This window comes from Pseudomonas sp. XP1, from assembly GCF_053557675.1.
Map to the genome: position 1 here is coordinate 50,190 of NZ_JBNRIJ010000016.1, position 13,920 is coordinate 64,109.

Below are 13,920 nucleotides of genomic sequence, written 5' to 3' on the forward strand. Positions count from 1 at the left end.
CAGCGCCAGGGCTGGGCTGCAGTGGTACTCTTGGCGTCCTGTGTGGCCCTTGGCCGCCTACGAAGCCCATATGGACAGCAATCGGTTCTATTCATGAAGAAATCAGTTGGCATCCTTTCCGGCCTGGCTATCGCCATTGCCGTCGTAACCACCGCTGGCGCCTGGTACACCGGCAAGCAGCTGCCTGCGGAGCTGGACAACGCCCTGGTCCGCAGCAACGCAGAACTCAAGAAGGCCCTGGTGAGTACCGGTGGCAGCATGAGCATCGAACGGGTGTCGCTGGAGCAGCATTTCTTCAGCAGTACCGCCCAGTACCGGCTCAAGGCCCGCGATATCAACCTGGGCGAAGGCGAAGTTGTGAATTTCGACGTGGGCGTTACCGACCAGATCGAGCACGGCCCGTTCCCCTGGTCGCGGGTAAAGGCGCTTAAGCTGATGCCGGTGCTGGCAGTCAGCAACAGCACGCTGCAGAAGGACGACGCCACCGCACCGTGGTTTGCCGCAGCGGGCGAGCAGGCCCCGGTCAGTGCCCAGACCAGCCTGGGCTACGATGGCAATGTTGTCAGCCAGGTCCAGCTGGCGCCAGTCAAGCTCGACGAAGCGGACGGCAACAGCCTCGACTTCTCGGGCATGCAACTGCAAGTCAGTGGTGACCAGGAAGGCAAGGCCTCGAGCTTCCACGGCCAGGCCGATCGGTTCGTGATGAAACTGGTACGCGATGACCAGCCGCCTGCCACTTTCGAGCTCAACGGCCTTAAGGTCGGCGGCCAGCTGGCGGCCACCGCGCACGAGGCCATCTATGTAGGCAATGTCGACCTGGCGCTGGCCGAAACCAAGGTCACTCTGGGGCCGAAACAGCAGGTGCTGGTGGTCAAGGGGCTGGAGCAGAACGCCCTGCAAGCCCTTGAGGGCCCGGATACCGTGGGTGGCCGCGTGGAGTACAAGGTCGGGGATATCACCTGGGATGGCCGTGCGGTGGGCAAGGCGCAGATGGCAGTGAGCATCACGTCGGTCAACGCGCCGGCGCTACAGGCGCTGTCGACGTGGTACCAGGCGCACCTGCCGGAATTCGAGGCCGCAGCTGCCGCTGGCCAGCCGGTGCCGGAAATCCAGATGGACGATGAGGAGAAGGCCAGGTTCCAGGGCGAGCTGCAGAAGTTGCTGGCTGCCAAGCCCCGGGTGGCAGTGGAAAACCTGTCGTTCAGGACCGCCAATGGCGAAAGCCGCTTTGACCTGTCGATGGGCTTCGCCGCCCCGGCCAGCTTCGACCTGCCGCCTGATCAATTGAGCAAGCAACTGATCACCGAGGTGAAGAGCAAGCTGTCGTTGTCCAAGCCTATGATCGGCGACCTGGCAACCTTGCAGGCACTGCTGGATGGCCAGACCGACGCCCAAGCCATTGCCATGCAATCGAGCCAGGCCGGGGAAATGGTCGGCATGATGGCGCTGCAGAGTGGCATGGCCACCGTGCAGGGCAACGATGTGGTAAGCAGCCTGCACTATGCCGATGGCATGGTCGACTTCAACGGCAAGAAGATGACCGTGGAAGAGTTCGCGATGCTCATGGCCTCGCACCTGGCGGCCCTGTCGCCGCAGGGCTGACGTTTCTCCTGTTCCGGCCTTTTCGCGGGCGCGTCCGCTTCCACAGGTTACTCCTTGCCCCTGAGGGCAGCGCTGTAACGGTGGGAGCAGGCGTGCCCGCGAAGAGGCCAGCACAGGCAACACAAAAACCACTTTAGAATTCGCTGGATTGTCTGTAGCCTTCGGCCTCCGATAATAATCCGCGCCCGCAGAGGGCCGTGGCGGCCTTCGTGCCGTCCGGCACCCTTAGCCGATCTGTCAGGGCCGGGTGATACACTCGATTCGACGCGCGCACGCGCCTGCAGGTCCAGCGATCATGACCCAGATTTCCGAACGCCTGTTGGTTCAGGCCCACCTCGACGCCAAGCAGCCCAACCCGCTGACAGCCGAGCAGGAGGCCGAATACCGTGCGGCCATCGCTGCCGAGCTCAAGGCCCAGAACGCCGTGCTGGTCGCCCACTATTACTGCGACCCGGTCATCCAGGCGCTGGCCGAAGAAACCGGCGGCTGCGTGTCCGACTCGCTGGAAATGGCCCGCTTCGGCAAAAACCACCCGGCCGAAACCGTGATCGTCGCCGGTGTGCGCTTCATGGGCGAGACGGCGAAAATCCTCACCCCGGAAAAGCGCGTGCTGATGCCGACCCTGGAGGCTACCTGCTCGCTCGACCTGGGTTGCCCGGTAGAAGAGTTTTCGGCCTTCTGCGACCAGCATCCCGAACGTACCGTGGTTGTCTACGCCAACACTTCCGCTGCCGTGAAGGCCCGTGCCGACTGGGTGGTGACCTCGAGCTGCGCGCTGGAAATCGTCGAAAGCCTGATGGACAACGGCGAGACCATCATCTGGGGCCCGGACCAGCACCTGGGGCGTTACATCCAGAAGCAAACCGGTGCCGACATGCTGCTGTGGGACGGTGCCTGCATCGTTCACGAAGAGTTCAAGTCGCGCCAGTTGGCCGACATGAAGGCGCTGTACCCGGATGCGGCGATTCTGGTGCACCCCGAGTCGCCGGAAGCGGTGATCGAGCTGGCCGATGCGGTGGGCTCCACCAGCCAGCTGATCAAGGCTGCCCAGACCCTGCCGAACAAGACCTTCATCGTCGCCACCGACCGCGGCATCTTCTACAAGATGCAGCAGCTGTGCCCGGACAAGGAGTTCGTCGAAGCCCCCACCGCCGGTAATGGCGCGGCGTGCCGCAGCTGCGCGCATTGCCCGTGGATGGCGATGAATACCCTGGAGCGGGTGCTGGATTGCCTGCGTAATGGCACGAACGAGATCTTCGTCGACCCGGCGCTGGTGCCGAAGGCAATCAAGCCGCTGAACCGGATGCTGGACTTTACCCAGGCAGCGCGCCTGAAGTTGTCCGGTAACGCCTGACGCCAGACCGCGTCGCTTTCTTCGCGGGTAAACCCGCTCCCACAGGTACAGCACAGCGCTCACGGGCGGTGCGGACCCTGTGGGAGCGGGTTTACCCGCGAAAGGGCCGTCAACGCCCCATCATTTCCTGAACCATGCGCTGTTGCTCCATGATCTCGCGCTGGCGCTGGTCAATCTGTGCTGCCAACGGGAAGTTCCCACCCGACCGGCGCTTGGCGTAATCCAGCTGCTGGATCGCCTGGTCGAAATCGCCCACCAGGGTGAAGTACTCGGCCCGCGCCCGGTGCAAGCCAATGGTATTGCCCGAAAGGCCCCGCACTTCGGCCATGTCGTACCACACGTCCGGGTCATCCGGCCGGCTCTTCACCAGTTCGTTCAGCACCTTTTCCGCCTCGGCGGGCTTGTTCAGCTTCACCAGCAGATCGGCACGCACCTGCTTCAGCGGGTAGTTGCCCGGGTACAACCCCTGCATGCGTTCGGCGCGCTGCTGCGCGTCGGCCAGGCGGTTGTTGGTGATGTCCAGGTCGATCTGCGCCAGGTTGTAGGTAATGTCGTTGGGCGCCTTGGCCAGCAGCGGCTTGAGCAGTTCGCGCGCCTCGTTCAGCTGGCCGCCCTTGATCTGCGCGAGGGCCAGGCCGTAACGCGCGGCGTCCAGCTTGGGGTCTTCGTCCAGCTGGGCGCGGAAGCGTTTGGCCGCCAGCCCAGGGGTGCCTTCGTAGGTCAGCGCCACCCGGGCACGGATCAGCTGGTAGCGCATGCTGTCCTCGACGCCGCCCTTGGGAGCCTGCTCGGCGCGGTTGCGGGTGTCGGCGATACGCGACTCGGTTACCGGGTGGGTCAGCAGGAATTCCGGCGGCTTGGCATCGTAACGGTACTGCCGGGCCAGGCGCTCGAACATGGTCGGCATGTTGCGCGGGTCGTAGCCGGCCTTTTCCAGGTTCTGGATGCCGATGCGGTCGGCTTCCTGTTCGTTCTGCCGCGAGAAGCGCCGCTGTTCCTGGATCGCTGCCGCCTGGGTACCGGCGATCACACCGATACCGGCATCACCGCCGCCACCGGCCGCCAGCACGATACCGGCCAGCAGCGCCGCCATCATCGGTAGCTGCATGCGCTGCTGGGCCTCGACGCCGCGGGCGAAGTGGCGCTGCGACAAGTGCGCCAGTTCGTGGGCCAGTACCGAGGCGTACTCGCCTTCGGTCTGGGCGTTGAGGAACAGCCCGCCGTTGACCCCCACGATACCGCCCGGGGCGGCAAAGGCATTGAGCTCGCGGCTATCGATGAGGATGAATTCCAGGCGGCGGTCCTGCAGTTGGCTGGTTTCGGCCAGGCGGTACACGCTGGTTTCGACGTAGTCCTTCAGCTGCGGGTCGTTGAGCTGGTTGACCTGGCCGCGCAGCAGGCTCAGCCAGGCACGGCCGAGCTGGTGCTCCTGCTGTGGCGAGACGATCGCGGAACTGGCGTCGCCCAGTGATGGCAGGTCGTCAGCATGGCCGGGAAGGGCCAACAGGCAGGCCAGCGTCAGCAGGGTAGGGCGCAGTAGATTCATGCATGAAGCTCGCGTCGGTCAAAGATACCTACTGTAGCGGGCTCACACGTTGGCGACCAGTGGCGCTATCCTAGCCGGCCAAATCCAGATACCGCCTGGCAATACCGTTGGAGAGCCCCGCAATGAGTGAAACCCTGACTTGTGACGCCGAACTGGACGCCAGCGGGCTGAATTGCCCTTTACCGCTGCTGAAGGCCAAGATGGAGCTCAACCGCCTGGCCAGCGGCGCGGTGCTCAAGGTAATCGCCACCGACGCCGGCTCCCAGCGTGACTTCCGCACTTTCGCCCAGTTGGCAGGTCATACCCTGCTGCGGGAAACGGCCGAGGCCGGCACCTACACTTACTGGCTGCGCAAGGCCTGAGTCTTTCCAAGGATCGTCAATGTTCAAAGTGCTTCGCGACTGGATGCAGCGCTACTTTTCCGATGAGGAAGCGGTGGTGCTGGCGGTCCTGCTGTTCCTTGCTTTTACCGCGGTACTCACCCTGGGTGGCATGCTTGCGCCGGTGCTGGCGGGCATGGTGCTGGCGTTTCTGATGCAGGGGTTGGTCAATGCCCTGGAGCGCTTGCGGGTACCCACCCGGTTGGCGGTGATGCTGGTGTTCGCCCTGTTCATGGGCGCGCTGGCGGTGTTCATGCTGGTGCTGGTGCCGCTGCTGTGGCACCAGCTGATCACCCTGTTCAACGAACTGCCGGGCATGCTCGGCAAGTGGCAGTCGCTGTTGTTGCTGTTGCCCGAGCGCTACCCGCACCTGGTGTCGGACGAGCAGGTGCTGCATGCCATCGAGTCGGTGCGCGGGGAGATCGGCAAGTTCGGCCAGTGGGCGCTCACCTTCTCGCTATCGAGCCTGCCGTTGCTGGTCAACGCCATGATCTACCTGGTACTGGTGCCGATCCTGGTATTTTTCTTTCTCAAGGACCGCGAACTGATCGGCCGTTGGGTCAGCGGCTACCTGCCACGCCAGCGCAGCCTGCTGAACCGGGTGGGCAGCGAGATGAACCGGCAGATCGCCAACTACATCCGCGGCAAGGGCATCGAGATCCTGATCTGCGGCATCGCCACCTATATCGCCTTCATCAGCCTGGGGCTCAACTACGCCGCGTTGCTGGCGCTGCTGGTAGGGCTGTCGGTGGTGGTGCCTTACGTGGGCGCGGTGGTGGTGACCGTGCCGGTGACGTTGATCGCACTGTTCCAGTGGGGCTGGGGTGACCAGTTCATCTACCTGATGACGGTGTACGCGATCATCCAGGCGCTGGACGGCAACGTGCTGGTGCCGCTGCTGTTCTCCGAGGCGGTGAGCCTGCACCCGGTGGCGATCATTTGCGCAGTGCTGCTGTTTGGCGGGTTGTGGGGGTTCTGGGGGATCTTCTTCGCCATCCCGCTGGCGACGCTGATCAAGGCTGTGCTGGATGCCTGGCCGCGGCAGGAGCCTAGCGTTTCGCCGATGCTCTGAATGCAAATGGGGCCGCTTTGCGGCCCATTCGGGACCTTGTGGGAGCGGCCTTGTGTCGCGAAAGGGGCGCAAAGCGCCCCCAACGACTTCAAGCCTTGTTCAGGGCCTGGGCAGCAGCCAGTACTGCATCCACATGCCCGGGTACCTTCACCCCGCGCCATTCCTGGCGCAGTACACCGTCCTTGTCGATCAGGAAGGTGCTGCGGTCAACGCCCATGTATTCCTTGCCATACAGCTTCTTCAGCTTGATCACGTCGAACAGCTGACACAGGGCTTCGTCCTTGTCGCTGATCAGCTCGAACGGGAAGCCTTGCTTGGCCTTGAAGTTTTCGTGCGACTTGATGCCATCGCGCGACACGCCGAACACCACGGTGTTGGCCGCGGCAAAGGCATCGTGCTGGTCACGGAAGCCCTGGCCTTCGGTGGTGCAGCCCGGGGTGCTGTCCTTCGGGTAGAAATACACCACCAACTGCCGGCCCTTGAGCTCGGCCAGGCTGACGGTCTGCCCGCTGGTAGCCTGGGCCTGGAAGTCGGCAACGGGTTGGTCGAGTGCTACAGCCATGTTCGGTTTCCTTACATTGGGTTCTGTGGACGCCATGGCTCGATCAGCGCATCGAGGTTCAGGGCATCGGCAAAGTCCAGGAACTGGTCACGCAGCCAGCTGATCTGGGTGCCGGCCGGCAGAATCACGGTGAACTGGGCATTGAGCATGCTGCTGCCGGTCTGCGGCGCCAGGTAGGTATCGCAGGTCATGGCTTCCAGCTCGACGCGGTGGTCGAGGAAGAACTGGCACAGCTCGTTGATGATGTCCGGCCGGTAGGCGGCGCTGACGTAGGCCACGTAGGGCAGGGCCTGCGGGCGCACTTCCTGGTCGGCGCTGCGCACCACGTCCAGGGTCAGGCCGTGCTTCTTGCCCAGGCCAGGCAGCATGGCTTCGAGGCGCGCCAGGGCGTCCCAGCTACCGCCTACCTGCAGTACCAGGGCGCTGGTCTCGCCGTGGCGGCTCAGGCGCGAGGTGACCACCGCGCAGCGGTTTTCGAAGGCAGCGCGGCTGAGGACGTTGGCCAGCTCCATGGGGTTGGGGCCCAGGGCACTGATGACAAGGAATTGTTCGCGGACGGTGGGGGTGGACATGCAGCATTCCTAAAGCGATGAGCGGTCGGCACAGGACGGGCGAAAGCCTCCTGTCGGCAGGGCCCGGGGCTCGCATGCGAGGTCGTGGACGCTGGCGGGGAGCAAGGTCGACGGCCCGGCGGGCCGCGCTGCACCGATCAAAGCATCAAGGGTAGCGAAATAAGGCGCCGAGGGGAATGCTCCGCCCGCCTGCTTCGCTTGTGCAAGGCCGATGCCCCCAGTACCATTACCGCTCTCTTTTTCCGGCAGGAGCAGTTACATGATTGCGGGCAGTATGGTGGCATTGGTCACACCCATGGATGCACAAGGGCGTGTGGACTGGGGCAGCCTCGACAAACTTGTAGACTTCCACCTGGAAAACGGCACCCACGCGATTGTCGCTGTCGGCACAACCGGTGAGTCCGCCACGTTGGATGTCGAAGAACACATCCTGGTCATCAAGCACGTGGTCGAGCGCGTCAAGCGCAGCAACAAACCGATCCCGGTCATCGCCGGCACCGGTGCCAACGCCACTGCTGAAGCCGTGCACCTGACCCAGAACGCCAAGAATGCCGGCGCCGACGCCTGCCTGCTGGTGGTACCGTACTACAACAAGCCGACGCAAGAAGGCCTGTACCAGCACTTCAAGCACATCGCCGAAGCCGTCGACATCCCGCAGATTCTCTACAACGTACCCGGCCGCACCTCCTGCGACATGCAGGCCGATACCGTGATCCGCCTGTCGAAGGTCAAGAACATCATCGGCATCAAGGAAGCCACCGGCGACCTGGCCCGTGCCAAGGCCATCCTGGATGGCGTCGACAAGGACTTCATCGTCCTGTCCGGCGATGACCCGACCGCCGTCGAGCTGATCCTGATGGGCGGCAAAGGCAACATCTCCGTCACCGCCAACGTCGCCCCGCGCGAAATGGCCGACCTGTGCGAGGCCGCCCTTGAGGGCAATGCCGAGAAGGCCCGCGCAATCAACGAAAAACTCATGCCGCTGCACAAGGACCTGTTCTGCGAAGCCAACCCGATCCCGGTGAAATGGGCGCTCGTCGAGATGGGCCTGATGCAAAAAGGCATTCGCCTGCCGCTGACCTGGCTGAGCGAAGGCTGCCACGAAAAAGTCCGTACTGCCTTGCGCCAGTCCGGCGTACTGGTTTAAGAGGAAGTACACCGCATGAAGCGACTGGCTGGTCTTTCCGCCCTTGCCCTGATCATCTCCAGCACCAGTGGGTGTGGCTGGCTGTGGGGCGAGGATGGCTATTTCCGCGACCGCGGCAGCGATTACCTGCAGGCGCGCCCGACTGCGCCGATGCAGCTGCCGCCGGACGCCAGCAACGTCAAGCGCCTTGACCCGTTGCTGCCGATCCCGCGCAACGTCGCCGACGACAGCGCCACCGGCGAGTTCGAGGTGCCGCGCCCGCAACCGATGACCGGTGGCGCCGCCCAGGTTACCGACTACAGCCTGCAGCGCAGCGGCAGCAGCCGTTGGGTGCTGGCCCAGCATTCGCCGGCCGAAGTATGGCCTGTGGCTCGCCAGTTCTTCGAAGACAACGGCTTCCGCATCGCCGAAGAGCGCCCGCAGACCGGCGAATTCAACACCACCTGGCAGCGTTTCGACGAACTTTCGGCTTCGCTCGGCCAGCGCCTGGCCAGCACTGCGAGCAGCGCTGACAGCGAAGTGCGCGTGCGTGTGCGCATGGAGCCTGGTGTGCAGCGCAACACCTCCGAGGTGTATGTGGTCAGCGTCGAGCGCCCGGCTGGCAGCACTGCCGAACCCGATTTCCCGTCCACCTCCAGCAACACCGGTGCCGATGCCCTGCTGGTCGACGAAATGCTTGCCAGCATGAACCGCAGCGCCGAGAAGGGCGGTTCGGTATCGCTGCTGGCCGCGCGCGATTTCGACGCGCCAAGCCGCGTCAGCCTGAGCGAAGACGGCAGCGGCAACCCGGTGCTGTACCTGGGCGCCGACCTGGACCGCGCCTGGTCCAGCGTGGGCCGTGCCCTGGAGCAGGGTGGCGAGTGGCGTGTCGAGGACATCAACCGCAGCCTGGGCCTGTACTACATCAACCTGTCTGAAAAGCCTGAAGACAAGCAGAACCAGCCTGGCTTCTTTGGCCGCATGTTCGGCAGCGAGCCGACCAAGGAAGAGCGTGAAGCCCGTGCCGAACGCTACCAGGTTCGTCTGAGCAAGGTAGGTGAGAGCGTGCAGGTCACGGTCGAGAAGAACATCAACACCGTGGCCCCGGCCGATGTCGCCCGCCGCGTGCTGAGCGCCATTCAGGACCACCTGGGCTAAGTGCGCTTCGCGGTACTCGGAAGCGGCAGCCAGGGAAACGGCACGCTGATCGCCAGTGGTGACACGTTCATCCTGGTCGATTGCGGGTTTTCCCTGCGCGAGACCGAGCGGCGCCTGGCGCTGCTCGGCGTATCGGCGGCCCAGCTCAGTGCGGTACTGGTTACCCACGAACATGCCGACCACGTACATGGGGTCGGCTTGCTGTCACGGCGCTACAATGTACCGGTCTACCTCAGCCAGGGGACCTTGCGCGGCATGCGCAAGCCGGTGGAGGTGGCCGGTTTTCTCGCTTGTGGCGAAAGCCTGCGTATCGGCAGCCTGGAAGTGACCGCGGCGCGGGTCGAGCACGACGCCTACGAGCCGCTGCAGTACGTGGTCAGCGACGGCCAGCGGCGCTTCGGCATGCTGACCGACCTTGGCTCGTACGACGCGCTGCTGCTGGAGCGTTATCAGGGCCTGGATGCACTGTTGATCGAGGCCAACCACTGCCGCGACCTGCTGGCACGCGGTCACTACCCGGCCTTCCTGAAGCAGCGGGTGGGTGGCATGCAAGGGCATTTGAACAATCACCAGGCCGCGCGCCTGGTGCACGAGTTGGGCTGGAGCAACTTGCAACACCTGGTGCTGGCCCACCTCAGCAGCAAGAACAACCTGCCACAGTTGGCTCGCCAGTGCTTCGTCGACACCCTTGGGTGCGACCCGGACTGGCTCCAGGTGGCGAATCAGGAACACGGGCTCGACTGGCGCGAAATCGCCTAGCCCAACACCTCAAGCAAGCGGAGCCCAATCATGGAAAAACGCGACGAACTCTACCGCGGCAAGGCCAAATCGGTTTACAAGACCGACGACGCCGACCGCTTGATCCTGCTGTTCCGTAACGACACTTCGGCGTTCGACGGCAAGCGTATCGAACAGCTCGACCGCAAAGGCATGGTGAACAACAAGTTCAACGCCTTCATCATGCAGAAACTGGAAGAAGCCGGCGTGCCGACCCAGTTCGACAAGCTGCTGGGCGACAACGAGTGCCTGGTGAAGAAGCTGGACATGATCCCGGTCGAGTGCGTGGTGCGCAACTACGCAGCCGGCAGCCTGGTCAAGCGCCTGGGCGTGGAGGAGGGCATCAAGCTGGAGCCGTCCACCTTCGAGCTGTTCCTGAAGAACGACGAGAAGGGCGACCCCTTCATCAACGAATCTCACGTTGTCGCGTTCGGCTGGGGCACCGCCGAGCAGCTGGCCGAAATGAAAAAGCTGTCGCTGAAGGTCAACGAAGTGCTGAGCAAGCTGTTCGATGACGCCGGCCTGCTGCTGGTCGACTTCAAGCTGGAATTCGGCGTATTCCACGGCCAGATCGTGCTGGGCGACGAGTTCAGCCCGGACGGCTGCCGCCTGTGGGACAAAGAGACCCGCAAGAAGATGGACAAGGACCGCTTCCGCCAGGGCCTGGGCGATGTGATCGAAGCCTACGAAGAAGTTGCCAAGCGCCTGGGTGTGCCGCTGTAAGCGGCACGTTCACGCAAGCGCCTGATACCACGCGATTTTTTTTAAAAAAAGGTTTGCGTTTTAAAAGAACGCTGGTATGATGCGCGGCATTGGAGAGATGCCGGAGTGGTCGAACGGGACGGATTCGAAATCCGTTGTACTGGCAACAGTACCTAGGGTTCAAATCCCTATCTCTCCGCCATTATACGTGAAGCCCCGCAGATCAAGGTCTGCGGGGCTTTTTCGTTTCTGGGTTGTACGTAGAGTTTGTACGTAGCCAACCTTCACGTATGCCGCTGTGACGGGTGCCTTTTCAACCGTAACCGCTGAAAGTCCATCTAGGTATCGATCCAGGATGATGGTAATGTGCCATCTTCTGCTTTCTAGATGAATCCAGCGAGGCTACATGTCCCTTTGCGATACAGTGATCGCTGCCCTTTCTGCGTTGAAGGGGATGGCGATGGCGGCAATTGATTATGTACACCATTTTGGTAGCAGCTCTACGAACTATGGTTCTCTAGTTGCGGCATTAATCGCTGCGGCAATACTGTTTATAATTCGAGAGTCTTTCAATAGGGCGGCCACATTCTCAGGGACGTTCTACGTGAAGACTACGGTGGAAGAGACTGCCCGAAATCCGTACCGGGGTATGGATGTTTACTATACCGTGGTCGTATATTCTGACGGTCATGTTGTTTCTGGAACCTCTGAGAAAACAGGTGAGAAGTGCATAGAGCATTCGATGGAATATGTGGGTACGAAAAGAAAGCGTGGTGTTGTTAATGGAATGATAGAGCGGAACTATTTACGCTCTAGCGTCATGAATATCCACATCGTAGAGCAAGGGCGGGACCGAGAGTATACAACCTACATGTCTATTAAAATTAGTCGTTACAGATTTGTGTGGGGGCTATTTACAGGGACTTTCTACTCGACGGCGGCTAATTCAAAAGGGAGTGTCCTTTGTGGAAGAATAGAGTTCAAAGAGCATCCTACAGGTTATGTACAGTACCAATCTACTTCGGGATCTTCATCATAAGCCGGCTTTGCTACAAGTCAGTACTGGAAGATTATGAAAAGTGCTGTAGCCTAATAGTCGGTTATCGAGGTTGCCACGATGCCCATGTGACAGGGTCTTTGATCAAAACCCTAGTTGTTGCAGAAGATCATCGAAATGCCGTTCACTATGGTGTGGACCCGCTGGCAATTTTGCGAACTATCAAAGTTCGGATATTTCAAGGTAGGCGACAAGGTGCCAGCACGATAGAGCAACAGTTAGTTAGAACAATCACCGGTCGTTATGAAAAGACACCTCGACGCAAAATCAGAGAGCAGCTTCTTGCGGTGATGCTGAATGCGAAGTTCGATAAAGAAGAATTGGCGTCTTGCTATCTAAAAATTGCTTACTACGGCGCGTCGCTAGCGGGGTATAAAGGAATTGAAAGAATAAAGGCTGTAACTTCGGTTGATTCGGATTCGGTTATTGTAGCTCATCTGAAATATCCAAAGACCAGAAATGCTGATGACTTGATGGCTAAAAAGCACATGGTTCGCGTTGAACATATTAATAAGTTGCTGCGTTACCATGGCGCCTATGATCGTCACGGTAGCCACGGCCCAATCAAATTCCTAGGGCGGCAGAACGAGGCAAGCAGATAGTCGCGTTGATCGGGAGCGTTCAGATGGTTGTTAAGCAGATTCTTCAAAAAGAGACTGAAGAAAAGGCCATTGCTGAAGCGAAATCTCGCGGCCTGAATGGCTATGCCGCCAGCGACCTTGTTTGCGAAGCGGTGGATGTCATCGAAGTCTTCTTTGCTTACATAACGTGGACCAAGGTTGCCGACGGCATTATCCAGTCGAAGGACAGAGCATGGTAGTGATCAGGTCACCTTGTTCCAGTGCCGTTTGACTGTGGCGATACCGATGTTGAGTTCGGCTGCCACTTCCGCCTGTGTCATGTTCTTGGGCTTGGCTTTCCGCACCGTCTTGGTGGTATCAATCGCTTCAGGGCGTCCCAACTTCTTACCTTCAGCCTTGGCACGTTTCAGGCCGGACTGGGTACGCTCGATCAGCAGGTCACGTTCAAACTCTGCGACAGCGCCAAGCACCTGCATGGTCATCTTGCCCGCTGCACTGGTCAGGTCTACGCCACCAAGGGCGAGGCAGTGAACACGGATGCCGGTTGCTGCCAGTTGCTCGACCGTCTGCCGTACATCCATAGCGTTGCGTCCAAGGCGGTCCAGCTTTGTGACGATCAGCACATCACCTGATTCCATCCGCTCAAGCAGCTTCGGGAAGCCGGGACGCTCGCTGGCGGGGACGCTGCCGGAAATGGGCTTGGCGCTTACTGATGTATCCGGCAGTATTGATCTTCAATCGCGTCCGATCCTCTGGTGCTGGTTTGGTCTGGCATTACGTTCGGGCCTTCTTGTTTTTGGGAAATGGATTTTTCATCGCAGGTCTCCCGCACAGGCGGTCTTCCACGTGCAGCGTTTGGGATTAATATCCCCCGCAGGTGTGGGCCTGTAGGGGCTATTTCGTTGTGGAGCAGGTAGTTATCGGCTACTTCGCGCTTGTTGTCTTTGATACTTCTCTCAACGCTTGCTTCAGAACCAGAGCATCGTTGGTCTTCATGGCTTCTTGCAGAAACGCTTTGATCGTTTCGGGACTATCGAGAAACCGGGAAGCCTCGAAACGCTTGGTGTTGCTCAAATCCAAGTCGAGAATTGGCATATCGACGTTCATCTTTTCATCATCCCCAATTCAGCATCATCCAGCAGCGCCTTGGCCATCGCACTCAGGTAATGCGAGGCCCAGATCAGCTTCTGGTCGCCATCCATCAAACCGGTGATGATCAGGTCGCGGACGTAGCCCATCAGTTCGGATGCCTGTTCGCGGGCGTCCTGGCAGGGGATGCCGGGTTCGATGCGGAACAGTGGGTGGGTGTTGTTTTCGCCTTGGTAAAAGCAGGTCTTGCCGACTGTGGTGGGTTGCTTTGTGTCGTCGGTGGGCATTGTTTTTCTCCCTGGAATCTTGGGTGTCTGTGCCGGCCTCTTCGCGGGCGCGCCC

At 60.9% G+C, this 13,920-nt stretch carries 15 protein-coding genes, 1 tRNA gene and 2 pseudogenes; 12 read left to right on the forward strand and 6 right to left on the reverse strand.

Going from position 1 to position 13,920, the window contains the following annotated elements; all coding sequences use genetic code 11:
• Positions 1-93 precede the first annotated feature (93 nt).
• Together ACK1U9_RS15610 and nadA are read left to right on the forward strand one after the other, a co-directional pair.
• Positions 94-1,602 (forward strand): YdgA family protein, encoded by a 1,509-nt coding sequence (locus tag ACK1U9_RS15610; protein WP_449109995.1) that lies wholly within the window; start codon positions 94-96, stop codon positions 1,600-1,602.
• Between the two features lie 295 nt (positions 1,603-1,897).
• Entirely contained in the window at positions 1,898-2,956 is a 1,059-nt protein-coding gene (gene nadA / locus ACK1U9_RS15615) for a quinolinate synthase NadA (RefSeq protein ID WP_003254747.1), read from the forward strand.
• Positions 2,957-3,065: 109 nt separating this feature from the next.
• Here the strand turns inward: nadA and ACK1U9_RS15620 are convergent, their stop codons facing one another.
• A complete protein-coding gene (locus ACK1U9_RS15620) occupies positions 3,066-4,502 on the reverse strand; it encodes a M48 family metalloprotease (RefSeq protein ID WP_025340255.1) in 1,437 nt (478 codons plus the stop codon).
• A gap of 122 nt (positions 4,503-4,624) precedes the next feature.
• Between ACK1U9_RS15620 and ACK1U9_RS15625 the strand changes: the two genes are divergently transcribed.
• Together ACK1U9_RS15625 and ACK1U9_RS15630 are read left to right on the forward strand one after the other, a co-directional pair.
• Positions 4,625-4,864 carry a sulfurtransferase TusA family protein gene (locus ACK1U9_RS15625; protein ID WP_004375233.1) on the forward strand — a complete coding sequence of 80 codons (240 nt, stop codon included), beginning with the start codon at positions 4,625-4,627 and terminating at the stop codon, positions 4,862-4,864.
• Between the two features lie 19 nt (positions 4,865-4,883).
• Positions 4,884-5,954 carry an AI-2E family transporter gene (locus ACK1U9_RS15630; RefSeq protein ID WP_015271461.1) on the forward strand — a complete coding sequence of 357 codons (1,071 nt, stop codon included), beginning with the start codon at positions 4,884-4,886 and terminating at the stop codon, positions 5,952-5,954.
• Positions 5,955-6,042: 88 nt separating this feature from the next.
• Here ACK1U9_RS15630 and ACK1U9_RS15635 read toward each other — a convergent pair whose 3' ends face one another.
• Both ACK1U9_RS15635 and ACK1U9_RS15640 read right to left on the reverse strand, forming a co-directional pair.
• The gene (locus ACK1U9_RS15635) at positions 6,043-6,516 is read right to left on the reverse strand and encodes a peroxiredoxin (RefSeq protein ID WP_108480117.1); all 474 of its coding nucleotides are present in this window, start codon (positions 6,514-6,516) and stop codon (positions 6,043-6,045) included.
• A gap of 11 nt (positions 6,517-6,527) precedes the next feature.
• Positions 6,528-7,088, reverse strand: a complete 561-nt coding sequence (locus ACK1U9_RS15640) for a glycine cleavage system protein R (protein WP_013973793.1) — start codon at positions 7,086-7,088, stop codon at positions 6,528-6,530.
• Between the two features lie 259 nt (positions 7,089-7,347).
• Here ACK1U9_RS15640 and dapA point away from each other — a divergent pair, with 259 nt between their 5' ends.
• From dapA to ACK1U9_RS15680, 8 genes are all read left to right on the forward strand, one after another.
• Positions 7,348-8,235, forward strand: a complete 888-nt coding sequence (gene dapA / locus ACK1U9_RS15645; RefSeq protein WP_046616494.1) for a 4-hydroxy-tetrahydrodipicolinate synthase — start codon at positions 7,348-7,350, stop codon at positions 8,233-8,235.
• Positions 8,236-8,250: 15 nt separating this feature from the next.
• Complete coding sequence (gene bamC / locus ACK1U9_RS15650) at positions 8,251-9,372, forward strand: outer membrane protein assembly factor BamC (RefSeq protein WP_004375223.1); 1,122 nt, start codon at positions 8,251-8,253, stop codon at positions 9,370-9,372.
• Entirely contained in the window at positions 9,373-10,131 is a 759-nt protein-coding gene (locus ACK1U9_RS15655; protein ID WP_046616493.1) for an MBL fold metallo-hydrolase, read from the forward strand.
• 30 nt (positions 10,132-10,161) lie between these two features.
• Entirely contained in the window at positions 10,162-10,872 is a 711-nt protein-coding gene (purC, locus tag ACK1U9_RS15660; RefSeq protein WP_004375217.1) for a phosphoribosylaminoimidazolesuccinocarboxamide synthase, read from the forward strand.
• Positions 10,873-10,963: 91 nt separating this feature from the next.
• Positions 10,964-11,053 (forward strand) — tRNA-Ser (locus tag ACK1U9_RS15665).
• A gap of 204 nt (positions 11,054-11,257) precedes the next feature.
• On the forward strand, positions 11,258-11,890 hold the full coding sequence (locus ACK1U9_RS15670; RefSeq protein WP_449109996.1) for a hypothetical protein: 633 nt from the start codon (positions 11,258-11,260) through the stop codon (positions 11,888-11,890).
• A 98-nt stretch (positions 11,891-11,988) separates the two neighbouring features.
• Positions 11,989-12,510, forward strand: coding sequence for a transglycosylase domain-containing protein (locus ACK1U9_RS15675; RefSeq protein ID WP_449109997.1), 522 nt, complete (start codon positions 11,989-11,991; stop codon positions 12,508-12,510).
• Positions 12,511-12,533: 23 nt separating this feature from the next.
• Positions 12,534-12,728, forward strand: coding sequence for a hypothetical protein (locus ACK1U9_RS15680; RefSeq protein WP_196188445.1), 195 nt, complete (start codon positions 12,534-12,536; stop codon positions 12,726-12,728).
• A 3-nt stretch (positions 12,729-12,731) separates the two neighbouring features.
• Here the strand turns inward: ACK1U9_RS15680 and ACK1U9_RS15685 are convergent.
• The 3 genes and pseudogenes from ACK1U9_RS15685 to ACK1U9_RS15695 form a co-directional block, all read right to left on the reverse strand.
• A pseudogene (locus tag ACK1U9_RS15685) lies at positions 12,732-13,199 on the reverse strand (recombinase family protein); the annotation flags it as partial.
• A gap of 232 nt (positions 13,200-13,431) precedes the next feature.
• Positions 13,432-13,596, reverse strand: a pseudogene (locus ACK1U9_RS15690) (addiction module antidote protein); the annotation flags it as partial.
• Positions 13,593-13,865 carry a DUF3077 domain-containing protein gene (locus ACK1U9_RS15695; protein WP_085665261.1) on the reverse strand — a complete coding sequence of 91 codons (273 nt, stop codon included), beginning with the start codon at positions 13,863-13,865 and terminating at the stop codon, positions 13,593-13,595. The pseudogene ACK1U9_RS15690 and the gene ACK1U9_RS15695, both read right to left, overlap by 4 nt.
• Positions 13,866-13,920 lie beyond the last annotated feature (55 nt).

Coding starts and splice junctions, on each gene's coding strand:
- ACK1U9_RS15610 (WP_449109995.1), top strand. CDS start 94: ATGAAGAAATCAGTTGGCATCCTTTCCGGCCTGGCTATCGCCATTGCC.
- nadA (WP_003254747.1), top strand. CDS start 1,898: ATGACCCAGATTTCCGAACGCCTGTTGGTTCAGGCCCACCTCGACGCC.
- ACK1U9_RS15620 (WP_025340255.1), bottom strand. CDS start 4,502: ATGAATCTACTGCGCCCTACCCTGCTGACGCTGGCCTGCCTGTTGGCC.
- ACK1U9_RS15625 (WP_004375233.1), top strand. CDS start 4,625: ATGAGTGAAACCCTGACTTGTGACGCCGAACTGGACGCCAGCGGGCTG.
- ACK1U9_RS15630 (WP_015271461.1), top strand. CDS start 4,884: ATGTTCAAAGTGCTTCGCGACTGGATGCAGCGCTACTTTTCCGATGAG.
- ACK1U9_RS15635 (WP_108480117.1), bottom strand. CDS start 6,516: ATGGCTGTAGCACTCGACCAACCCGTTGCCGACTTCCAGGCCCAGGCT.
- ACK1U9_RS15640 (WP_013973793.1), bottom strand. CDS start 7,088: ATGTCCACCCCCACCGTCCGCGAACAATTCCTTGTCATCAGTGCCCTG.
- dapA (WP_046616494.1), top strand. CDS start 7,348: ATGATTGCGGGCAGTATGGTGGCATTGGTCACACCCATGGATGCACAA.
- bamC (WP_004375223.1), top strand. CDS start 8,251: ATGAAGCGACTGGCTGGTCTTTCCGCCCTTGCCCTGATCATCTCCAGC.
- purC (WP_004375217.1), top strand. CDS start 10,162: ATGGAAAAACGCGACGAACTCTACCGCGGCAAGGCCAAATCGGTTTAC.
- ACK1U9_RS15670 (WP_449109996.1), top strand. CDS start 11,258: ATGTCCCTTTGCGATACAGTGATCGCTGCCCTTTCTGCGTTGAAGGGG.
- ACK1U9_RS15680 (WP_196188445.1), top strand. CDS start 12,534: ATGGTTGTTAAGCAGATTCTTCAAAAAGAGACTGAAGAAAAGGCCATT.
- ACK1U9_RS15695 (WP_085665261.1), bottom strand. CDS start 13,865: ATGCCCACCGACGACACAAAGCAACCCACCACAGTCGGCAAGACCTGC.